This window comes from Streptomyces aureus (genome assembly GCF_000725495.1).
Taxonomy (GTDB): Bacteria; Actinomycetota; Actinomycetes; order Streptomycetales; family Streptomycetaceae; genus Streptomyces; species Streptomyces aureus_B.
This window is the reverse complement of record NZ_JNZD01000007.1, coordinates 282,962-305,053: the sequence shown is the minus strand read 5'-3', so window position 1 is coordinate 305,053 and position 22,092 is coordinate 282,962. Positions and strand designations below refer to the sequence as shown.

General features: G+C 71.5%; 14 protein-coding genes and 1 pseudogene. 12 read left to right on the top strand and 3 right to left on the bottom strand.

The genetic code is table 11. The features are described 5' to 3' along the window. The first annotated feature begins 90 nt into the window (after positions 1 to 90). From IO36_RS15485 to IO36_RS15470, 4 genes are all read left to right on the top strand, one after another. Complete coding sequence (locus tag IO36_RS15485; protein ID WP_063764868.1) at positions 91 to 1,662, top strand: diaminobutyrate--2-oxoglutarate transaminase family protein; 1,572 nt, start codon at positions 91 to 93, stop codon at positions 1,660 to 1,662. Positions 1,663 to 2,164: 502 nt separating this feature from the next. Further along, on the top strand, positions 2,165 to 4,237 hold the full coding sequence (locus tag IO36_RS15480; protein ID WP_037620284.1) for an IucA/IucC family protein: 2,073 nt from the start codon (positions 2,165 to 2,167) through the stop codon (positions 4,235 to 4,237). A 39-nt stretch (positions 4,238 to 4,276) separates the two neighbouring features. Further along, a complete protein-coding gene (locus IO36_RS15475) occupies positions 4,277 to 5,179 on the top strand; it encodes a GNAT family N-acetyltransferase (RefSeq protein WP_037620281.1) in 903 nt (300 codons plus the stop codon). A gap of 403 nt (positions 5,180 to 5,582) precedes the next feature. Next, positions 5,583 to 7,601: an ATP-dependent DNA helicase gene (locus IO36_RS15470; RefSeq protein ID WP_037620279.1), complete on the top strand. Its 2,019-nt coding sequence runs from the start codon at positions 5,583 to 5,585 to the stop codon at positions 7,599 to 7,601. Positions 7,602 to 7,927: 326 nt separating this feature from the next. On the opposite strand, the gene lexA is transcribed toward IO36_RS15470, so the two are convergent. Further along, positions 7,928 to 8,704 (bottom strand): transcriptional repressor LexA, encoded by a 777-nt coding sequence (gene lexA, locus IO36_RS15465; protein WP_037620277.1) that lies wholly within the window; start codon positions 8,702 to 8,704, stop codon positions 7,928 to 7,930. A 519-nt stretch (positions 8,705 to 9,223) separates the two neighbouring features. Here lexA and nrdR point away from each other — a divergent pair. The 3 genes from nrdR to IO36_RS15450 all read left to right on the top strand — a co-directional run bounded on the left by nrdR (position 9,224) and on the right by IO36_RS15450 (position 13,939). After that, positions 9,224 to 9,775 carry a transcriptional regulator NrdR gene (gene nrdR, locus IO36_RS15460; protein WP_037620275.1) on the top strand — a complete coding sequence of 184 codons (552 nt, stop codon included), beginning with the start codon at positions 9,224 to 9,226 and terminating at the stop codon, positions 9,773 to 9,775. Positions 9,776 to 9,938: 163 nt separating this feature from the next. After that, entirely contained in the window at positions 9,939 to 12,836 is a 2,898-nt protein-coding gene (locus IO36_RS15455) for a vitamin B12-dependent ribonucleotide reductase (protein WP_037620273.1), read from the top strand. Positions 12,837 to 13,300: 464 nt separating this feature from the next. Then, positions 13,301 to 13,939 carry a DUF6215 domain-containing protein gene (locus IO36_RS15450; RefSeq protein WP_342455120.1) on the top strand — a complete coding sequence of 213 codons (639 nt, stop codon included), beginning with the start codon at positions 13,301 to 13,303 and terminating at the stop codon, positions 13,937 to 13,939. 91 nt (positions 13,940 to 14,030) lie between these two features. Here IO36_RS15450 and IO36_RS15445 read toward each other — a convergent pair whose 3' ends face one another. Beyond that, entirely contained in the window at positions 14,031 to 14,693 is a 663-nt protein-coding gene (locus tag IO36_RS15445) for a TerD family protein (RefSeq protein WP_425535533.1), read from the bottom strand. 24 nt (positions 14,694 to 14,717) lie between these two features. On the opposite strand from IO36_RS15445, the gene IO36_RS15440 reads away from it, so the two are divergent. The 4 genes and pseudogenes from IO36_RS15440 to IO36_RS15425 all read left to right on the top strand — a co-directional run bounded on the left by IO36_RS15440 (position 14,718) and on the right by IO36_RS15425 (position 19,392). Then, positions 14,718 to 15,323, top strand: a complete 606-nt coding sequence (locus IO36_RS15440) for a YdbC family protein (RefSeq protein ID WP_037620269.1) — start codon at positions 14,718 to 14,720, stop codon at positions 15,321 to 15,323. Between the two features lie 152 nt (positions 15,324 to 15,475). Then, positions 15,476 to 16,136, top strand: a pseudogene (locus tag IO36_RS15435) (histidine phosphatase family protein). Positions 16,137 to 16,148: 12 nt separating this feature from the next. Next, positions 16,149 to 17,063 (top strand): ADP-ribosylglycohydrolase family protein, encoded by a 915-nt coding sequence (locus IO36_RS15430; RefSeq protein ID WP_037620267.1) that lies wholly within the window; start codon positions 16,149 to 16,151, stop codon positions 17,061 to 17,063. A gap of 487 nt (positions 17,064 to 17,550) precedes the next feature. Beyond that, complete coding sequence (locus tag IO36_RS15425; RefSeq protein WP_425535532.1) at positions 17,551 to 19,392, top strand: DUF4153 domain-containing protein; 1,842 nt, start codon at positions 17,551 to 17,553, stop codon at positions 19,390 to 19,392. Positions 19,393 to 19,481: 89 nt separating this feature from the next. Here IO36_RS15425 and IO36_RS15420 read toward each other — a convergent pair whose 3' ends face one another. Next, positions 19,482 to 21,029 (bottom strand): MFS transporter, encoded by a 1,548-nt coding sequence (locus IO36_RS15420; protein WP_037620266.1) that lies wholly within the window; start codon positions 21,027 to 21,029, stop codon positions 19,482 to 19,484. Positions 21,030 to 21,438: 409 nt separating this feature from the next. Here IO36_RS15420 and IO36_RS15415 point away from each other — a divergent pair, with 409 nt between their 5' ends. After that, positions 21,439 to 22,062: a TetR/AcrR family transcriptional regulator gene (locus tag IO36_RS15415; protein ID WP_037620264.1), complete on the top strand. Its 624-nt coding sequence runs from the start codon at positions 21,439 to 21,441 to the stop codon at positions 22,060 to 22,062. The last annotated feature ends 30 nt before the right edge of the window (positions 22,063 to 22,092 follow it).

The following is a 22,092-nucleotide window of genomic DNA, read 5'->3' as shown; positions in this document are numbered from 1 at the left end:
ACCGGCGTCGTTGGTACGTACGGGGGGCCTGCCGCCTGCGTCCGGACCCTCCTGCCAACTCGCCTCTGAACAGCGGGAGGACCTGCAGTCGTGGCCGTGACCGAGTCAGCGGTGGTGCCGGTGGGGGCGCCAGGGGAATCCGAGGGGGCGCGGGACACCGGCGCCGGAGCGGCCGAGCGGGCGCGCGCCGCGCACGAGGGCATTCTGCGGCGCCAGTCGGCGCGTGAATCGGCGGCACGCACCTACGCGCGTGCCCTTCCCATCGTTCCCGTGCGGGCCCGCGGGCTGACGATCGAGGGCGCCGACGGGCGCCGCTATCTCGACTGCCTCTCCGGAGCCGGGACCCTCGCCCTCGGGCACAACCACCCCGTCGTCCTGGAGGCGGTCAGGAAGGTCCTCGACTCGGGGGCGCCCCTGCACGTCCTGGACCTCGCCACCCCGGTCAAGGACGCCTTCACCACCGAACTGTTCCGCACGCTCCCGCCGCGGTTCGCCGAGCGCGCGCGGGTCCAGTTCTGCGGGCCGGCCGGGACGGACGCCGTCGAGGCCGCGTTCAAACTGGTGCGCGCGGCCACCGGCCGCACCGGCATGCTCGCCTTCGCCGGCGCCTATCACGGCATGACCGCGGGGGCGCTCGAGGCATCCGGCGGCGCGACCGACGTACGGGTCGCGCGCCTGCCCTATCCGCAGGACTACCGCTGCCCGTTCGGCGTCGGCGGCGATCGCGGTGCCGAACTGGGCGCGCGCTGGACGGAGTCCCTCCTCGACGACACCAAGTCGGGCGTTCCGCTCCCCGCCGGGATGATCCTCGAACCCGTCCAGGGCGAGGGCGGGGTCATTCCCGCCCCGGACGGCTGGACGCGGCGGATGCGCGCGATCACCGAGGCCCGGTCCATCCCCCTGATCGTGGACGAGGTGCAGACGGGGGTGGGCCGGACCGGCGCGTTCTGGGCCGTCGAACACAGCGGGATCACCCCGGACGTGATGGTGCTGTCCAAGGCCATCGGCGGCAGCCTGCCGCTGGCGGTCGTCGTCTACCGCGACGACCTCGACGTCTGGGAGCCGGGCGCCCACGCAGGCACGTTCCGCGGCAACCAACTGGCCATGGCCGCCGGCGCGGCGACCCTCGCGTACGTCCGCGAACATGGACTCGCCGAGCGTGCGGCCACCGTCGGCGCCCGCATCCTGGAGCGGCTGCGCTCGCTCGCGGCGGAGTTCCCCATCGTCGGTGACGTGCGCGGCCGCGGTCTGATGATCGGCCTCGAACTCGTCGATCCTGAAGGGCCCTTGCCATCCAACTGTGACGGGCTCGACCCCGAGAGGCCCGCGTCCGGGGGCGCTGCTTCCGAGGACTCTGCCTCTGTGGGTTCCGGCTCGGGGGGCCTTGCCTCCGGCGGCCCTGGCATTGGCGGTCCCCGCCCCGCCGCACCCGAACTCGCCGCGGCCGTCCAGCGGGAGTGCCTGCGCCGCGGTCTGATCGTGGAACTGGGAGGCCGCCGGTCGAGCGTCGTGCGGCTCCTGCCTCCCCTGACGATCAGCGACGAACAGACCTCCGCGGTGCTCGACCGGCTCGCGGACGCGGTGAGCGCGGTGAGCTCGACGGCACGGGAGGAACTGCGCGTCGGCGGGGACGGGACCAGACGTGGGGGCGCGCCTCTGTGAGGACCGGGTGCGGAGGCCCGCCGGGCATGCGAGGGGGTCGGCCCGACACACGCCGGGCAGGCCCTGGCTCGGCATCGTCCGGGCCGGACCTCCTGGTGTCGCCCGGCCTCGTCATCGCCCGAGCCGGACGTCCCGGTCCGTCCCGGCTCGTCACCGCCGGATCGGGGGTCCCCGGCCCCAGCCCGGTTCGTCGCCGCCCGGGCCGACCACTCGGCTCCTCCCCGGTTCGTCACCGCGCGAGCCGGACCTCTCGGCCCCGACCCGGCTCGTCATCGGCTGAGCCGACCACCTGGCTCCACCCCAGCTCGTCACTGTCACCGCCGCCCATCCGGCCTCAACCCGGCTCGTCACCACCCGATCAGACCACCCGGCCCCAACGCGGCTCGTCACTGTCCGTGCCGACCATCCGGCCCCAACCCGGCTCGTCACCACCCGAGCCGATCATCTGGCTCCGCCCCGGCTCGTCACCGCCCGAGCCCGAACCACCCGCAAGGAACCTCTCGTGAACGCCAGCCCCGCACCCGACGGCCCGCCCTCCCCGTACGAGCGGACGGCCGTGGCCGTGCCGGTCCCGCACCCACTCGGTCCCGAGTCCCTGCCCCGGCAGAAGGAGGCGGCCGGTGTGCCCGGGCGGCCGGGCGGCCCCGGCGTCGACCTGCCTGCCCTGCCGGACCTGCTGGATCATCCCGACATCCGTACGGCGGCGCAGGCGGCGGCGGTCGAGAACCTGCTGCGCTGCTGGGTGCGGGAGAACGACCTGGCCGCCCCGCACGACGGCACCCTGCGCATCGCGCTCCCGGCCAGCGGAACGGCCCTGCTCGTCCCCGTCCGTCACTGGTCGCCCTCCGGCTGGCACCGCTTCGGGGCGCCCCGCCTCGCCGGCGCCCCCGAATCCGCGCCGGCCGTCGACGCGGTGATGGTGGCGGCCCTGCTCGCACGGCAGACGGCCCCTACAGGAACCGCAGCCGCGGGACCCGCCGCCACGGCACCGGCCCCCGGCGCGAGCCACCCGGCACCGGGAGCCGACCAGGCTGCCGCACCGGGAACCGCCCCGGCCGCAGCACCGGGCGAAGCTGCCGCCGCCCCCACGGACAGCCCCGCCGGGGAGGGCACCGACCTCGTCGGCCGCGTCGCCGACTCGGTGCGGCGCACCGCCGTGTTCATCCGGGACCGCAGGGAGCGCCCCGCCGACACCCCCGACCGCTTCCTCGCCGCCGAACAGGCGCTCCTCCTCGGGCATCCCCTGCACCCCACGCCGAAGGGGCGCGACGGCCTCTCCGACACGGAAGGGGCGCTCTACTCACCCGAGTTGCGCGGTTCCTTCCCGCTGCACTGGATGGCCGTCGCCCCCTCGGTGCTCGCGTCCGACTCGGCGTGGACGGAGCGCGGCCGGCCCGTGTCGGCCGGACAGCTGACCCTGCGCCTGGCCGGCCCCGGCCTGTCCCTTCCGTACGGCTACGCCGCCGCACTGCCCCTGCACCCCTGGCAGATGCGCGAGGTCCGGCGGCGCCCCGAGACCGCGGCCCTGCTCGACGCGGGACTGCTCCAGGACCTCGGCCCGCAGGGCGACCCGTGGCACCCGACCTCTTCCGTCCGCACCGTCTACCGGCCCGGCGCGCCCGCGATGCTGAAGCTGTCGCTGGGGCTGCGCATCACCAACTCCCGCCGGGAGAACCTCCGCAAGGAGCTCCACCGCGGTGCGGAGGTCCACCGCCTGCTGCGCGGCGGCCTGTTCGAGCAGTGGCAGTCCGTCCACCCCGGATTCGACATCGTCCGCGACCCGTCCTGGCTCGCCGTAGACGGCCTCGACGGCACCCCGGTCCCCGGGCTGGACGTGATGATCCGGCACAACCCCTTCGGACCGTCGGACGACATCGGCTGCGTCGCCGGGCTGGTCTCACCCCGGCCGTACGCCCGCCTGGGCACGCACAACCCGGCCGAGCGCGGCCCCTTCATGAGCTCCCGGCTCGCCGAGATCGTCACCGGGCTCGCCGGACGGACCGGCCGGCCGCGCGGCGCCGTCGCCACCGAATGGTTCCTGCGCTACCTCGAACACGTCGTGCGCCCCGTGCTCTGGCTGGACGGCGAGGCCGGCATCGCCCTGGAGGCGCACCAGCAGAACACCCTGCTCCAGCTGGACCCGGACGGCTGGCCCACCGGCGGCCGCTACCGCGACAATCAGGGCTACTACTTCCGCGAGTCCCGGCGAGCCGAACTCGACGCCCGGCTGCCCGGCATCGGGGCGCACAGCGACACCTTCGTCTCCGACGAGGTCACCGACGAACGGTTCGCCTACTACCTCGGCATCAACAACGTGTTCGGCCTCATCGGGGCGTTCGGCTCCCAACGACTCGCCGACGAAGCCCTGTTGCTCGCCGCGTTCCGGCGCTTCCTCGACGGCGCGGCCACGGGCCCGAACCGGATGCGGAGCCCGCTGCCCGCCCTGCTGCTCGACTCGCCCGCCCTGCGCTGCAAGGCCAACCTGCTGACCCGGCTGCACGGCCTCGACGAGCTCGTCGGCCCGGTCGACACCCAGTCCGTCTACGTCACCATCTCCAACCCCCTCCATTCCTGAGGGACATGACCCGTCCCGTCTCCCGAGAGGAGCGTCGCCGTGCCTCCCACCGACGAGAGCACCGACGCCGGTACCGCCCGCGCCCCCCGAGCCGACCCGGGATCCGGGTCCGCCGACCAAGCGGCCACCGGATCCGCCCCGCGCCCGAGCACAGACTGCGAGGACACCCTCGACCTGCGCCTGACCGACGAACTGATCGCGCTGTTCGCCGCGGACACCGGAGCCCGCGACCGGACGGGGGAGGGGACGGCCGCGTACGGGATTCCGGACGGCTCCACGGGCGGTTCCCCGGGAGGGGACCTGTACAGCTCCTCGTACGGCTCCTCGGGACGGGACCCGTACGGCTCCCCGGACCCCTTCCCGGTCGAGGACGACCTTCTCGACCAGGTCGGCGGCTGGGGACCGGCCAAGACACCCGCGGGTGTCTTCCAGCTCGTCCCGGTGCGGTCCGGCCGTGACGTGCCCCTCGTCCACCGCTGGATGAACGATCCGGCCGTCGCGGAGTTCTGGGAGCTGGCCGGACCCGAGACCGTGGTCGAGGACCATCTGCGGCGGCAGCTCGACGGCGACGGACGCAGCGTCCCCTGCCTCGGCGTGCTCGACGGCACCCCGATGAGCTACTGGGAGATCTACCGCGCCGATCTCGATCCGCTGGCGCGCCACTACCCCGCCCGCCCCCACGACACCGGCGTCCATCTCCTCATCGGCGGTGTCGCCGACCGCGGGCGTGGCCTCGGCTCCACCCTGCTCAGGGCCGTCGCCGACCAGGTGCTCGACCGGCGTCCCGCGTGCGCCCGGGTCGTCGCCGAACCCGATCTCCGCAACACCCCGTCCGTGTCCGCGTTCCTGAGCGGGGGCTTCCGGTTCTCGGCCGAGGTCGACCTGCCCGGCAAACGGGCGGCCCTCATGATCCGGGACCGGGCCCTGCGCGATCTGCTGTAGAGCCGCCGTCCCCGGTCCGACCGCCGGTCGTCCGATCCGGTTTCCCGCCGAGGAGGACACCGGTCCCTGCCGAGGAGGACCCGGTTCCCCGCCGAGGGGATCCGGATCCTCGCTGAGGAGTCCCTGTGCCCCGACCGCCCGCCGTCCCGGACGACCGGCCAACCGCCGTCCCTGACGATCGGCCGCCCGCCGTCCCGGCTGCCAGGCCGTCCGTCGTCCCGGCCGCCCGGGAGACGCCCGCCGGTCCCGCCGCTCCACGGACCGCCGCCCGGGCCCCTTCACCGGCCGTGATTCCCCTCCCCGCGCCCGGCCTGACCCCTCGCGCCGAGCCCGCCCTGATCACGCCGTCGGTTGCGGACTTGATCGCCCGGTTGTCAGTGGCGCCCCGTAGGCTGGCAGCGCTATGACAAAGCCCTCACTCCCCGAACTCCTGCATGCCGCCGTCACCGCCGTCGGCGGCACGGAGCGCCCCGGCCAGGTGACCATGGCCGAATCCGTCGCCGCGGCCATCGACGACAACTCCCACCTGCTGATCCAGGCGGGCACCGGCACCGGAAAGTCCCTCGGCTATCTGGTGCCCGCGCTCGCGCACGGAGAGCGGGTCGTCGTGGCGACGGCCACCCTCGCGCTCCAGCGCCAGCTCGTGGAGCGGGACCTCCCGCGCACCGTCGACGCGCTGCACCCGCTGCTGCGCCGGCGGCCCGAGTTCGCGATGCTGAAGGGCCGGTCGAACTACCTGTGCCTGCACCGCCTGCACGAGGGCGTGCCGCAGGACGAGGAGGAGGGCCTCTTCGACCCGTTCGAGGCGGCCGCGCCCACCAGCAAGCTGGGACAGGACCTGCTGCGGCTGCGGGACTGGGCGGACGAGACCGAGACCGGCGACCGGGACGACCTCACCCCCGGTGTCTCCGACCGGGCCTGGGGCCAGGTGTCGGTGTCCTCCCGGGAGTGCCTCGGCGCCACCAAGTGCGCCTACGGGGCGGAGTGCTTCGCCGAGATGGCCCGCGAGCGGGCCAAGCTCGCCGAGGTCGTCGTCACCAATCACGCGCTGCTCGCGATCGACGCCATCGAGGGCGCGCCGGTCCTGCCGCAGCACGAGGTGCTGATCGTGGACGAGGCCCACGAGCTGGTGTCCCGGGTCACCGGCGTGGCCACCGGCGAGCTCACGTCCGGACAGGTCAACCGTGCCGTGCGCCGTGCCGCCAAGCTCGTCAACGAGAAGGCCGCCGACCAGCTCCAGACCGCCGCCGAGGGCTTCGAGCGTCTGATGGAGCTGGCCCTGCCGGGTCGTATCGAGGAGATCCCCGAGGACCTCGGGTACGCGCTGATGGCCCTGCGTGACGCCGCCCGCACGGTGATCACCGCCCTGGGCTCCACCCGCGACAAGTCCGTCCAGGACGAGGACGCGGTGCGCAAGCAGGCCCTGGCGTCCGTCGAGTCCGTGCACTCCGTGGCGGAGCGCATCGCGAACGGCTCCGAGTACGACGTCGTCTGGTACGAACGGCACGACCGCTTCGGCGCCTCGCTCCGCGTCGCCCCGATGAACGTGTCCGGGCTCCTCAGGGAGAAGCTCTTCGCCGACCGGTCGGTCGTCCTGACCTCGGCGACCCTCAAGCTCGGCGGCGACTTCAACGGTGTGGGAGCCTCCATGGGCCTCCCCCCGGAGGGCACCGAGGGCGACGACCTCCCGCAGTGGAAGGGCGTCGACGTCGGCTCGCCCTTCGACTACCCCCGGCAGGGCATCCTCTATGTCGCCCGGCATCTGTCCCGCCCGGCGCGTGACGCCGATCGCGGGGACATGCTGGACGAGCTCACCGAGCTGATCCAGGCCGCCGGCGGGCGCACCCTCGGCCTCTTCTCCTCGATGCGCGCGGCCCAGCTCGCGGCCGAGGAACTGCGGACCCGCATCCCCGAGTACCCGATCCTGCTCCAGGGCGAGGAGACGCTCGGCGAGCTGATCAAGAACTTCGCGGCCGATCCGAAGACCTGTCTGTTCGGCACGCTCTCGCTCTGGCAGGGCGTGGACGTGCCGGGCCCCAGCTGCCAGCTGGTCGTCATGGACAAGATCCCCTTCCCCCGCCCCGACGACCCGCTGATGAGCGCGCGCCAGAAGGCGGTCGAGGAGAAGGGGGGCAACGGCTTCATGTCCGTCGCCGCCACCCATGCCGCCCTCCTCATGGCCCAGGGCGCCGGCCGACTCGTCCGCGCTTCCGGGGACCGGGGTGTGGTCGCCGTGCTGGACCAGCGTCTGGCCACCGCCCGCTACGGCAGCTATCTGAAGGCCTCGCTCCCGGACTTCTGGTACACCACGGACCCGGGCCAGGCCCGTAGATCCCTCGCGGCGATCGACGAGAAGGCCCGCATGACCGAGGAGCCCGCGCCGGAGCCCGCCGACGAATCGGCGGAACCGGAGGACGCGTAACCCCGCCCCGGAGCTGACACCGACGGCGACACCGCCCGGCCCCGGCGCCTGCCGGGACGTCCGGGTCCCGGTGTCCGTCCGGCGCTCCGGGCCTCAGCTCTTGTTCGGCCATCCGGGATCGCCGACGTCTGTTCGCCGGTCCAGGGTTCTGGTGCCTGCTGGGCCCCGGTCCTGTTCGGTGGTCGCAAGGCTCCGGGACCCGGCGGTCCCGGACCGGGCATCCCCGGTCGAGGCTCCCGGCCCGAAAACGCACAGGACCCCGGAACCGGCGCAGTTGGTTCCGGGGCCCGGTCAGGGGCGGGGGCGGCGGACCGCCCGTCGCGGTGTCACACCCGGCGCAGGACGGCGACGACCTTTCCGAGGATGGTCGCCTCGTCACCGGGGATCGGCTGGTACGCCGAGTTGTGCGGCAGCAGCCACACGTGCCCGTCCTCGCGCTTGAAGCGCTTCACCGTGGCTTCGCCGTCCAGCATCGCGGCGACGATGTCGCCGTTCTCGGCGACGGGCTGGCGGCGGACCGTCACCCAGTCCCCGTCGCAGATCGCGGCCTCGATCATCGAGTCGCCGACGACCTTCAGGACGAACAGCTCTCCGTCACCGACGAGCTGGCGGGGGAGCGGGAACACGTCCTCGACCGACTCCTCGGCCAGGATCGGGCCACCGGCGGCGATCCGCCCGACGAGCGGGACGTACGAAGCGGCCGGCTTGCCCGCCGTGTCCGTCGGCTGTACCGACGACTGGTCCGAGCCGCGCACCTCGTACGCGCGCGGCCGGTGCGGGTCGCGCCGCAGGAAGCCCTTGCGCTCCAGCGCCATCAGCTGATGGGCGACGGAGGAGGTGCTGGAGAGGCCGACGGCCTGCCCGATCTCCCGCATCGACGGTGGGTAGCCGCGCCGCTGCACGGAGTCCCGGATCACCTCGATCACCCGGCGCTGCCGGTCCGTGAGTCCCGAACTGTCCGCCCGGATGCCTGGAGGTCGGCCGGGCAGGGAGCGCTTTGGCCCCTCATGGTTCGCGGATTCGTTCATCACATGCACCGGCTCGAGTCGGCCCTGGGAGCGGTCCTGGGCGGTGATGGTGGCGCTGTCTGCGGTGGTGGTCACGTCGGCCCCTCTCGATGGTCTCCCTGCTGCACAACGGTAGTAGCTTTCGAAAGGTTGCGCCAAACACACGTTCGAGTGAAAAACCGCGAATTGCCTGACGTGCGCATGTGTCCGGGTGTATGACCGGCCACGTACCTCTGGCGGACAAAAGGGCCGTTTGCTGTACCCTTCACCGCCGGAGGCGGCGGCCGTACCGGCTGACCTGGGCCGTCGCCCAGTCTGCCATCCGGTGCCCGGCCGACCGGGGACCGGCGCCTTCCGTGCGTCGGCCACGCTATCCCCGTGTGTCCGGGATGGGTATGCCTGTGCGGCACGTGCCCTTACGTGTACGACACGCGCGTCGTGGGCGAATTCACGAGCCGATCCCCACATCTAGTGGTTGGATTGCGCAGGCATCCCAGAAGTTGTGGTCCCCCGGGTCTCCGGACCTCCGGGCATCGCCTATGCTTGAGGCTGCTTCGTGGGGCCCCTGAGGTCCCGCGAGGTTCCTGAGTCGTGCTGTGAAGGAGGGTTGGAGCCATGCACTGCCCCTTCTGCAGGCACCCCGACAGCCGCGTCGTCGACAGTCGTACGACCGACGACGGCACGGCGATCCGCAGGCGCCGCCAGTGCCCCGACTGCTCCCGTCGTTTCACGACCGTGGAGACGTGCTCGCTGATGGTGGTGAAGCGCTCAGGCGTGACCGAGCCCTTCAGCCGCACCAAGGTGATCAACGGCGTGCGCAAGGCGTGCCAGGGACGCCCCGTCACCGAGGATGCGCTCGCGCAGCTCGGGCAGCGGGTCGAGGAGGCCGTGCGAGCCACCGGAAGCGCCGAGCTGACCACCCACGACGTGGGGCTGGCCATACTCGGACCCTTGCAGGAACTCGACCTCGTGGCCTACATGAGGTTCGCGTCCGTGTACCGGGCCTTCGACTCGCTCGACGACTTCGAAGCCGCCATCGCGGAACTCAGGCAGGTGAATCAGCGCCCCGCCGCGGACGACGACGTCCCGGACGCGGTGTGCCGGGAGAACGACCACGGGCCCGGTGGAACCGCGGAGGTTCCCGTGCCCGCAACCGCCGCCGACTGACCGCGGACCGGACCCCTAGAGGCGTCCGGGCCCGCCCGCGGGCGGCGACCACAGACTTGCAGCGCACGACCGTTCTCAGCGGCGCGCGCGGCATCAGACACAGACCGTGCCACGGGAAGTTCGCGGCACTTGAGCGCGTTTTAGCCTGTTACAGGGAGGCGGCATGACAGAGACGGCGAGCGGTCCGGCACGAGGTTCCCGCGCGAAGGGCGGAGCCAAGGGCAGCAAGGGACTGCGCATCGAGCGCATCCACACCACCCCCGGCGTGCACCCGTACGACGAGGTGGAGTGGGAGCGCCGTGACGTCGTCATGACCAACTGGCGCGACGGCTCGGTCAACTTCGAGCAGCGTGGCGTCGAGTTCCCCGGCTTCTGGTCGGTGAACGCGGTCAACATCGTCACCAGCAAGTACTTCCGCGGTGCCGTCGGCACCCCGCAGCGCGAGGTGAGCCTCAAGCAGCTCATCGACCGCATCGTGAAGACGTACCGGAAGGCCGGCGAGGACTTCAAGTACTTCGCCTCCCCCGCCGACGCCGAGATCTTCGAGCACGAGCTGGCCTACGCCCTCCTGCACCAGATCTTCAGCTTCAACAGCCCGGTCTGGTTCAACGTCGGAACCCCCCAGCCCCAGCAGGTCTCCGCCTGCTTCATCCTGGCCGTCGACGACTCCATGGAGTCGATCCTCGACTGGTACAAGGAAGAGGGCATGATCTTCAAGGGCGGCTCCGGCGCCGGCCTGAACCTCTCCCGCATCCGCTCCTCCAAGGAGCTCCTCTCCTCCGGCGGCAACGCCTCGGGTCCCGTCTCCTTCATGCGCGGTGCCGACGCCTCCGCAGGAACGATCAAGTCGGGCGGCGCCACCCGCCGCGCGGCCAAGATGGTCATCCTGGACGTCGACCACCCCGACATCGAGGACTTCATCGAGACCAAGGTCAAGGAGGAGGAGAAGATCCGCGCCCTGCGTGACGCGGGCTTCGACATGGACCTGGGCGGCGACGACATCACGTCCGTCCAGTACCAGAACGCCAACAACTCGGTCCGCGTGAACGACACGTTCATGAAGGCGGTCGAGGAGGGCGGCACCTTCGGCCTCACCTCGCGCATGACCGGCGAGGTCATCGAGAAGGTCGACGCCAAGTCGCTCTTCCGCAAGATGGCCGAGGCCGCCTGGGCCTGCGCCGACCCGGGCATCCAGTACGACGACACGATCAACCACTGGCACACGTGCCCGGAGTCCGGTCGTATCAACGGCTCGAACCCGTGCAGCGAGTACATGCACCTGGACAACACGTCCTGCAACCTCGCCTCGCTGAACCTGATGAAGTTCCTCAAGGACGACGGCAAGGGCCACCAGTCCTTCGACGTCGAGCGCTTCGCCCAGGTCGTCGAGCTGGTCATCACCGCGATGGACATCTCCATCTGCTTCGCCGACTTCCCGACCGAGAAGATCGGCGAGAACACCCGCGCCTTCCGTCAGCTGGGCATCGGCTACGCCAACCTCGGCGCCCTCCTGATGGCGACCGGCCACGCGTACGACTCCGACGGCGGCCGCGCGCTCGCCGGCGCCATCACCTCCCTGATGACGGGTACGTCGTACAAGCGCTCCGCCGAGCTCGCCGCGGTCGTCGGACCGTACGACGGCTACGCCCGCAACGCGCAGCCCCACCAGCGCGTCATGAAGCAGCACGCCGACGCCAACACCGCGGCCGTCCGCATGGACGACCTGGACACCCCGATCTGGGCCGCCGCCACGGAGGCCTGGCAGGACGTGATCCGCCTCGGCGAGAAGAACGGCTTCCGCAACGCGCAGGCCTCCGTCATCGCCCCCACCGGCACCATCGGTCTCGCGATGTCCTGCGACACCACCGGTCTCGAGCCCGACCTCGCCCTGGTCAAGTTCAAGAAGCTGGTCGGCGGCGGCTCGATGCAGATCGTCAACGGCACCGTGCCGCAGGCCCTGCGCCGCCTGGGATACCAGGAGGAGCAGATCGAGGCGATCGTCGCCCACATCTCCGAGCACGGCAATGTGATCGACGCCCCGGGTCTGCGGACCGAGCACTACGAGGTGTTCGACTGCGCCATGGGCGAGCGCTCCATCTCCGCGATGGGCCACGTCCGCATGATGGCCGCGATCCAGCCGTGGATCTCCGGCGCGCTCTCCAAGACGGTCAACCTGCCGGAGACGGCGACCGTCGAGGACGTCGAAGAGGTCTACTTCGAGGCGTGGAAGATGGGCGTCAAGGCGCTCGCGATCTACCGCGACAACTGCAAGGTCGGCCAGCCCCTCTCCGCCAAGACCAAGGAGAAGGAGAAGGCCGAGGTCACGGCGAAGGCCGAGGACACCATCCGTACCGCGGTCGAGAAGGTCGTCGAGTACCGCCCGGTCCGCAAGCGTCTGCCCAAGGGCCGTCCCGGCATCACGACCTCCTTCACGGTCGGCGGCGCCGAGGGCTACATGACCGCCAACTCCTACCCCGACGACGGTCTCGGCGAGGTCTTCCTGAAGATGTCGAAGCAGGGCTCGACCCTCGCGGGCATGATGGACGCCTTCTCGATCGCCGTCTCGGTGGGCCTGCAGTACGGCGTCCCGCTGGAGACGTACGTCTCGAAGTTCACGAACATGCGCTTCGAGCCGGCCGGCATGACGGACGACCCGGACGTGCGGATGGCGCAGTCGATCGTCGACTACATCTTCCGCCGCCTGGCGCTGGACTTCCTGCCCTTCGAGACGCGTTCCGCGCTCGGCATCCACTCCGCCGAGGAGCGTCAGCGCCACCTGGAGACGGGTTCCTACGAGCCCGCCGAGGACGAGGTCGACGTCGAGGGCCTGGCCCAGTCGGCGCCCCTCGCGCAGGAGCTGAAGGCCGTCGCCGCCCCGAAGCCCCAGGCCGTCGTGGCCGAGGCCGCGCCGAAGCAGGTCCACACCAGCGCCGAGCTGGTCGAGATGCAGCTGGGCATCCAGGCCGACGCCCCGCTCTGCTTCTCCTGTGGCACGAAGATGCAGCGGGCCGGGTCCTGCTACATCTGCGAGGGCTGCGGCTCGACGAGCGGTTGCAGCTGACGCCGGACGCAGGTCCGGTAAACGGTCGCGGCTGACACCGGGCGCCCCCAGGGCGTGAACAGCTGATCAGGGCGGTGGAGCGAGCAGTCGGCTCCACCGCCCTCGGCGTTGGCGGGCGGGTACCGCGGTGTCCCGCCGGGCCCGGTCCGGTCTCTCCCGGTCCTGTCCGGCACTGCCCCGTCCCCGCCCCCGCCCCCGGTCCGGCTCGGTTCGGTCCGGGGGACAGGGGCTGTTCTGGCGTGCCGGACCGGCCTGTCGCGCGGCCTGTCGCGGGGGCCGTCGCGCGGTCCGGCGCGGGCCCGGTGTGCGGACATTCCGTGTGTCGTGGCGCGAGGGCCCCGGTCACGGACGGAATTCGCCTTTCCCGCGAAACGATCAACGGCTAGTCTCCCTCCGCGCACGGGGCGCAGGGGGAGGGCGGGGACATGGGCGGAACGGCGGACGGATCGAGAAGCGGCCTGAACGTGGGGGTTCAGGCGGTCGCGGCGGTGGTGCTCGTCGCGGGGGTCACCGGGGGCATATGGGGGGTGACGCGGATCCTGCCGCACGGCGGCGCCGACGAACCGGCCACCTGCGCGGACGGACACAGCACCCTGCCGGCGAAGCGGGTCTCCGGCGCCGAGCTGTGCCGGGCGCTGAACAGGGCGGACCTGCCGGCCCTCCTCGGGACGCCTGACGAGCAGGCGCGGACGGCCGACGGCGACGACGGCTGGATGACCCTGGACGGCGGCACGAGGATGGCCAGCCCCGAGGCGACCGTGACCCTGGAGAGCTACTCCGTGAAACTGTCGGCCTCCGAGGACCGGTTCTCCGTCTCCCAGGGCCTCGACCTGCTCCCCAAGGCCCAGCCGCGGGAGATCCTGGGGCACCCCGCGGTCCTCTACTCGGACCGGACGATCGCCCTCACCCTCGACTCCGGCAAGGCCGGGAGTGGTCCCGGCGGGGTGGCCCGCAGCCTGCTGGTCGCCCGGGACGAGAAGGAGGGCGGCGGTTCCTTCGAGATCACGCTCTGGCGCCAGGACGACGTGGCGCCCGACGACGCCGCGCTGTTCCGCGTCGCCGAGCGGGTGCTGCCGACGGTCCCGGGCTGGAAGAACGGCTGACCGGCTGACCGTCCACGGTTCGCCGTCCCGGGGAGCAGGGGGAGGGGGCCGGGCCCGGGTTCGGCGCCGGTGCCCGGCCCCGGGCCGTGTCTCAGGCCTCCTGAGGGCTGCCCATGACCCGGGCGAAGGTCGCCGGGTCGGTGTCGAAGCCGTGGATGCCCGCGTGGAACGTCCATTCCCCGGAGTGGTCGCGCACGAACTCCCCGATGGTCGCGGCCGTCGAGCCGAGGACGTCGCCGAAGTCCCCCTCGGTCAGGACCGTGTAGCCCTCACGCAGCCGGAATCCGGGATGGAGGACACCGGCGAAGGTCCGCGCCTCGGTCCGCTGCTGGATGGTGACACCGACGACCACGCGCGCGTATCGGCCGTCCAGGCGGTCGAGTTCGAGGGTCATGACCTCGTCCCAGCCGAACCCCTTGCCGTCCTTGCTGTCGCGGTTCAGATAGATGGTGCCGTCGGGCGACCGGCTGCCGAAATACACCACGTAGTCCGGGTCTCCGTGCGCGGCGGACGCCAGATACGTCGCCGCGACGATGTCGAGATCCGTCGCGGGCTCGCCCACGGGACTGGGATCCCACTTGATCGCCAACTCGGCCTTGCGGATCCCCTTGTTGAGACCGTTCACCCGACGTCCCTCCCCGTTCTTCAGCAGTGACCGGACCAACTCCCTTGAGAGTAGGGCCGATTGTCCATCGTGCCACGCCCGCGGCGGCGGGCGCCCCGATCCACCTCGCCGGAGCGTGACCGGCGCCACGTTCCTGGGCCTTACGATGGCGCGGTGCTGGTCAAGTGGATTCGCTGCACCGTGGTCGACCGCCGCGGTTTCGAACGGGGGCAGCGAAAGTGGGCGGGGCTTCTGGGGGAGCCGGGATTCCGGGGACAGGGGGGAGGATGGAGCGTGGGACGGTCCGGTGTCGCGCACATCTTCTCGTTCTGGGAGAGCCGCGCCTTCTACGACTCCTTCATGGCCCGGTCCCATGACCGGCTGGCGGCCTCGCAGTCGGGCACGTTCAAGGACTCCCAGGTCAAGCTGTTCGACTACCGCTTCGACGTGAAGACCGGCTTCGAGCCGCGCTTCACGGACTCCGACACGGTCCGGGTCGCGCACTGCCGTGTCCACGAGGACCGTGCCGAGCACTTCGCGCTCATGCAGGAGAAGGTCTGGAATCCCGCGATGGCCGGCTCGCCCGGCATGATCCGGGGCATGTTCGGCGAGGCGCCGGGCAGCGAGTTCCTGGTCCTGTCCATGTGGCAGTCGGCCGCCGAGCACGGCAAGTACCGCGCCGAGCGGTTGGAGCGGCTGGCGCTGCGCGCGCAGCTGGAAGCCGACATAGCCGCTCTCGCGGGAGACGTCGTACAGCTGGAACCCGGCTGGATCGTCTGACGGTCCCCTCCGCCCTCTCGGCACGCTCGACACCCTTCGTGGACCGCTTTGAACCCATTCGGGCGAACGGGTGTGCGAGGGATGGTGTGACCTGCGCCTTATGAGACCGGTACGACTGCTCGAACAGGGCCGGCACGATCTAGGGTTTTGGCATGGCACGACCACGGCGCATCGTCCTTGTCCGGCACGGCGAGTCGGTGGGCAATGCCGATGACACCGTGTATGAACGCGAGCCCGACCATGCTCTGGCGCTCACGGAGACGGGGTGGCAGCAGGCGGAGGACACCGGCAAACGGCTGCGTGAACTCTTCGGAAATGAGCACGTAAGCGTTTACGTCTCTCCGTACCGCCGGACCCACGAGACCTTCCGGGCCTTCCATCTCGACCCCGGGCTCGTCCGGGTGCGCGAGGAGCCGCGACTGCGCGAGCAGGACTGGGGCAACTGGCAGGACCGGGACGACGTACGGCTCCAGAAGGCATATCGGGACGCCTACGGCCACTTCTTCTACCGGTTCGCCCAGGGGGAGTCCGGCGCCGACGTGTACGACCGGGTCGGCAACTTCCTGGAGAGCCTGTACCGCAGCTTCGAGGCCCCCGACCACCCGCCGAACGTGCTCCTGGTGACCCATGGCCTCGCCATGCGGCTCTTCTGCATGCGCTGGTTCCACTGGACGGTCGCCGAGTTCGAATCGCTCTCCAACCCGGGGAACGCGGAGGTACGGATGCTCGTTCTCGGAGAGGACGGCCGGTACACCCTCGACCGTCCCTTCGAGCAGTGGCGCGATCCGGAAGTCGTACGGAGCCACCGGATAGAGTGGCAGGGCGATGATCGCTGACTCCTCTCCCGAAGGGCGCTTCGAGCGCGCCCTCGCCAGCCTGCGCGGACTCGCGGTGGGAGACGCGCTGGGCTCGCAGTTCTTCGTGCCCGCGCATTACCCGCTGCTCAAGCGCCGAGAGCTGCCACCGGACCCCTGGCAGTGGACCGACGACACCGAGATGGCCTGCTCCGTGGTCGCCGTCCTGGCCACCCACCACCGGATCGACCAGGACGCCCTGGCCCACTCCTTCGCGCACCACCACGACTTCGACCGCGGGTACGGCCCCGCCGTCAACCGCCTGCTGCGCCTGGTCCGCGAGGGCGGCGACTGGCGCGAGCTCGCGTCGGCCCTCTTCAAGGGACAGGGTTCCTGGGGCAACGGCGCCGCGATGCGGATCGCCCCCCTGGGCGCCTGGTACGCCGACGATCCGGAGCAGGCGACCCACCAGGCGGAGATCTCCGCCTATCCGACGCATCAGCACCGTGAGGCCGTCGTCGGCGCCATGGCCGTCGCCGCGGCCGCCGCGCTGGCCGCCGACCCCGCGGGCCCGCCGAGCGCCGAGACCCTGCTCGACGGGGTCATCGCGCTCGTGCCGCGCAGCGCGGTCGGAGCCGGTCTGCGCCGCGCCCGGGACATGCTCGACTACGGGGACGCCGCGACCGTCGCCGCCGTACTGGGCTGCGGCCGGCGCACGTCGGCCCACGACACCGTCCCCTTCGCCCTCTGGTCCGCCGCCCGCTCCCTCGGTGACTACGAGAAGGGCTTCTGGGCCACCGCCCAGGTCGGCGGTGACGTGGACACGAACTGCTCCATCGTCGGCGGCGTGGTCGCCTCCGGGAAGGCGGGCGCGCCCCCCGGGGACTGGCTGGACGCCACGGAGGCACTGCCGGACTGGCTGCCGGGGCTCGCGACGGGGCGTTGAGACGCCGGGGGCCGAGCTGAGGGTCGGGCTCGAGTCGACGGTCGGGTCTGTGCCGTTGAAGGGTCGCGCTTGCGTCGAGGGGGCGGCCTGAGCTGAGAGGTCTGAGTCGAGGGGGCGGGCCGGCCTGTGCCGAGGGCCGGGCCCAAGTCGAGGGTCGGGCCCAAGTCGAGGGTCGGGCCTGAGTCGAGGGGGCGGGCCTGCGCTGAGTGGCCGGGCCCGTAGACGGTGCTCTGAAGGCGGCCGTCGGCGGGCGTCAGCGCGTCTGTGCGGCCCTTCGGCGGCGGGGCGGTCCCACTGCGGCACATGCCCGTGTCACAGGCTTGCTACAGCCCCGCAGCGCCGTGGTGGGCCCCTTGCCCCGTGGATACCCTGTGCGCCACGCCGTCCGTTGATCATGACGGGCGTGTGCCGACGAGATGCCGGCCGCCAGCCTCTCCGCCGCCGAGTGCGCCCCGGGCTGCCCGGTGACCGGCTGGGAGGGGATCCCTTGTCAGACATACCGTCCACGCCCGAGCCCGACGGGAAACCGGCACCGCGGAAGAAACCTGAGGAGGGCGAGGGGACCCTCAGCGCCGGAGCCCCGACCCCGGAGACGCCGAAATCGGCGGACTCCACGGATCCGGCGGCAGCGGACTCCACGGGCTCCACGGAATCGACCGCACCGGCAGCCACAGACACGGATCCGCACGCGCCGGCATCCAGAGACGCGGATCCGGACGCACCGGAATCCACCGGGCGCCGCCCGGACGCAGACGCCGCGGACGCGCACGAGACGGCCGAACCGGGGGGTACGGACCGCTCGTCGCACGCACGCACCGACAAGACGCCGCCACCGAAGCCCGGCCGCGATCTCTGGTCGCCCGATCTGTGGGCCACCTCGCCCGCGCCGGTGGGTACGCCCACGCTGTGGGCCGTGCTCGCGACCGGCGTGCTGAGCATGCTGCTCCTCGACGGCGGTCTGGCGGTCAACCTCTTGCTGGTCGCCGTCCCCGCCGCCCTCGCCGCCTACTTCGCGGGCCGGGCCGCGGGACGCCGCACGCGCGCGTGGAGCCTGGTCTGGGGCATCGGCGGCATCGGCCTGCTGGCGGTGCCCGCACTGCGGGACGCCGGCTGGCCGTCGTTCCTGGCCGTCGCCGCGGCCATCGGGCTCGGCTCGCTCGCGCTGAACGGCGGCCGCACCTGGCCCGCGGTGCTGCTCGGCCCCATCGGGGTGGTGAACTCCGTCGTCACCGGTGTCGCCTGGGGCTGGCGCGGACTGCGGGAACGATTCGGCGGAGCCCGTCGCGGCGTGGGTGTGGGACTGCGCGCGTTCGTGGTGAGCGCGCTGCTGCTGCTGGTCTTCGGCGCCCTGTTCGCCGGGGCCGACGCCGCCTTCGCCGATCTGCTCGGCGACCTGGTGCCGGACGCCTCGGTCACGGGCGGACCCTGGCGCCTGGTGCTGCTGGTGACGGGCCTGGTCATGGCGCTGGCCGTGGCGCACACGGCGGCCGCGCCGGTGCGCCTGGACCGGGTCGTGGTACGACCCGGGCGCCCGCGCAACCGGGTCGAGTGGGCCCTTCCGCTGATCGTGCTCACCGTGCTCTTCGCCGCCTTCAACGCGGTACAACTCGTCGTCCTCTTCGGCGGATATGACGCCGTACTGAAGAAGACCCACCAGACGTACGCCGAGTACGCGCGTCAGGGCTTCTGGCAGCTGCTGATCGTCACGCTGCTGACCCTGCTCGTCGTGGTGTTCGCACTGCGCTGGGCACCGCGGGACGGCGCGGGGGACCGGACGCTCGTGCGCGGTGTGCTGGGAACCCTCTGCGCACTGGCGCTCGTGGTCGTGGCGTCCGCCGTACGCCGGATGGACATGTACGTGGAGGCCTATGGTCTGACGCGACTGAGGATCTCGGTACTGGCGGGGGAGTTGTGGCTGGGCCTGGTGATCGTCCTCATCATGGCCGCCGGCGTCTGGGGCGCGCGCTGGCTGCCCCGCGCCGTCGCGGCCAGTGCGGCGGCCGGCGTCCTCGCGTTCGGGCTGATGTCGCCCGACGCCCTGATCGCCGAACAGAACGTCCAGCGGTACGAGCACACGGGCGATTTCGACCTCCAGTACGCGCGTGACCTGTCGGCCGACGCCGTACCCGCCCTCGACAAGCTCAAGGAGCCGATGCGTTCCTGTGTGCTGAACGCGATCGCCGACGACCTGAGCGAGGACGACGCGCCCTGGTACGCCACCAGTTGGGGCGAGGCCCGGGCTCGGGACATCCTCCGCGACCACCCGCCGACCGCGTCCGTCGACGGGAGCGTGTGCGCCTCGCTGTCGGAGACGACCGAGCGCCGCTGAGGTCTTCCTGAGCTGCTGAGCTGATCTCCGGGTCGGGAGCCGGAGGGCTCCCGACCCGGATCGTGCTCGGGCCTTCCGCGGTCGCGTCCTCAGCCCGCGGCCGGCCCCGCCGTACCGGCGAGGGCCTCCAGGTCGCTCCTGCGGACCCTGATCACCAGCGCCGCGGTGGTCAGGGCGAGCAGGGCCATGCCTGCGGCGGGCACGAAGGCGGTCGAGATGCCGTGGGCGAGCACGTCATGACCCCAGGGGGCGGGCAGTTGGTGGGTCTTGGCGAACTCCGCCTTCTGCTCGGCCGAGCCGTCCGCCATGAACTTCGGCAGCTGCTTTTGCGCCTCGTCGCGGCTGGCCGTGCCGAAGACCGTGGTGAGGATGGAGAGGCCGAGCGAACCGCCCACCTGCTGTGTGACATTGAGCAGACCGGAGGCCGCGCCCGCCTCGTGCTGGGCGACACCGGAGACCGCGGTCACCGTCAGCGTCACGAAGTTCAGGCCCATTCCGAAGCCGAACATCAGCATCGGCCCGAGGACCCCGCCCACGTACGTGTCGTCGGGACTGATGAAGGTCAGCCAGCCGAGCCCGAGGGCGACGAGCGACGAACCGGTGACCATGAACGGCTTGGGGCCGAGCACCGGCAGGAAGCGCTGCGACAGACCCGCGCCCACCGCGATCGCGACCGTCACCGGGAGGAAGGCCACACCGGCCGAGATCGGTGTGTAGCCCAGGACGTTCTGCACGAAGAGCACGATGTAGAAGAACATCCCGAACATCGCGGCGGCGAGGCTCAGCATGATCACGTAGGTGCCCGAACGATTGCGGTCGGCGAACATCCGCAAGGGCGTGATGGGCTCGCGCGCCCGCGTCTCGATGATTCCGAAAGCCAGCAGCAGGGCCGCGGCCGCCGCGAACGAGCCGATCGTGAGACCGTCCCGCCAGCCGTTCTCCGCCGCCCGGATGAAGCCGTAGACCAGGGAAGCCATACCGAGGGTCGAGGTGAGCGCGCCCACGACGTCGAAGCGCCCCGGGTGACGCGGGGACTCGTTGATGTACATCGGTGCCAGAACGGCGATCAGGATGCCGATGGGCACGTTGACGAAGAGGACCCACCGCCAGTCCAGCCACTCCGTGAGCATGCCTCCGGCCAGCAGACCGATGGCGCCGCCGCCGGCCGAGACCGTCGCGAACACGGCGAAGGCCCGGTTCCGCTCCGGACCCTCGGGGAAGGTCGTCGTGATCAGGGCCAGCGAGGTCGGCGACGCGATCGCGCCACCCATGCCCTGCAAGGCCCGCGCAGCCAGCAACTGCCACGGTTCCTGGGCGAGTCCACCGAGCAGCGAGGCGAAGGTGAACAGCAGGATGCCGGTCATGAAGACGCGGCGCCGGCCGAGGATGTCACCGGCCCGAGCGCCGAGAAGCAGCAGACCGCCGAAGGTGAGGGTGTACGAACTGACCACCCAGGTCAGGTCGGTCGTACTGAAGTCGAGAGCGTCTTGAATGTGCGGGAGGGCGATGTTCACAATCGTCGCGTCGAGTACCACCATGAGTTGGCAGGCCGCGATGACCGTGAGCGCGATGCCGGGATGCCCCTCCCGGCGGGCCGCACCCGGCTTACTGTCCTTGACGAGTTGAGAGGTTGTCACTGTGCTTCCCCCACAAGTGCCTTAGTGAACGCTCGCGTTCACTGCCGCGTCAACGGTAGTGAGTCCCCGTCAGTGAACGCAAGCGTTCACTGAGTGGCTGTTTCAGCGGCGCGGCCCGCTCAACTCGCCCCACGCACACACCCGAACGGGAACTCCCGGAGACGGAACTCCCGGAACCAGAAACTCCCGGAACCGGGACTCCCCGAACCGAACTCTCCGAACTGAACGCTCCGAACCAGACCCCGGCCCGACTCCCCGACCCGTCTCTCCTCGCCCGTCCCTCCCGATCCGACTCCCTGGTCCGCATGGCCCGCCCCGAACTCTGGCTCGACCTTCTGGCCTGCCCCCCGGCCCGGAAGCCCGGCCTGAACTCCCCGAATTCCGCTCCCTGTACGACGGAGACACTCTGATGGTTACTTCGCGTTGGACGGCCGCTCCCGCTCGGGCGACCTCCTCGCGCCGGCGCGGCGCCGTGCTCGAGCGCGCGATCCTGGAAGCCGCCCTGGAACAGCTCGGCGCGGTCGGCTGGAGCGGTCTCACCATGGAAGGTGTGGCCGCCGGCGCCCAGACCGGCAAGGCGGCGGTCTACCGCCGCTGGCCCTCCAAGGCGGACCTCGTCGCGGACGCGCTCCAGGCCGGGCTGCCCGACCTGACCCGTGCCCCCGACCTCGGCAGCGTCCGCGAGGACCTGCTGGAGGTGTGCCGGCGGGTCCGCGAGGCGATGTTCTCCCGGTCGGGGATCGCGCTTCGCTCGGTGCTTCACGAGTGCGATGTCAGGCACGCCGAACGCTTCAACCAGGTCATCGTCGGCGGAGTCGTGGAGCCCACCCTGCACCTGCTCCGCGAGGTGGTCCAGCGCGGGATCGACCGGGGCGAGGTGCGCCCCGACGCCGCGAACTCGTACGTCTTCGACGCCGTCCCGGCCATGATGATGTACCGCACGAAGGTGTGCGCCAGCGAATGGAGCGACCTGGATCTCCAGGAGATGATCGACCAGATGATGGTCCCGCTGCTGGGTGTGCGCGTCGGCTGACCGGCCCGTGCGGGGCTGGCGTGGGGGCGC

Coding starts and splice junctions, on each gene's coding strand:
- IO36_RS15470 (WP_037620279.1), top strand. CDS start 5,583: ATGACAAAGCCCTCACTCCCCGAACTCCTGCATGCCGCCGTCACCGCC.
- nrdR (WP_037620275.1), top strand. CDS start 9,224: ATGCACTGCCCCTTCTGCAGGCACCCCGACAGCCGCGTCGTCGACAGT.
- IO36_RS15455 (WP_037620273.1), top strand. CDS start 9,939: ATGACAGAGACGGCGAGCGGTCCGGCACGAGGTTCCCGCGCGAAGGGC.
- IO36_RS15430 (WP_037620267.1), top strand. CDS start 16,149: ATGATCGCTGACTCCTCTCCCGAAGGGCGCTTCGAGCGCGCCCTCGCC.
- IO36_RS15415 (WP_037620264.1), top strand. CDS start 21,439: ATGGTTACTTCGCGTTGGACGGCCGCTCCCGCTCGGGCGACCTCCTCG.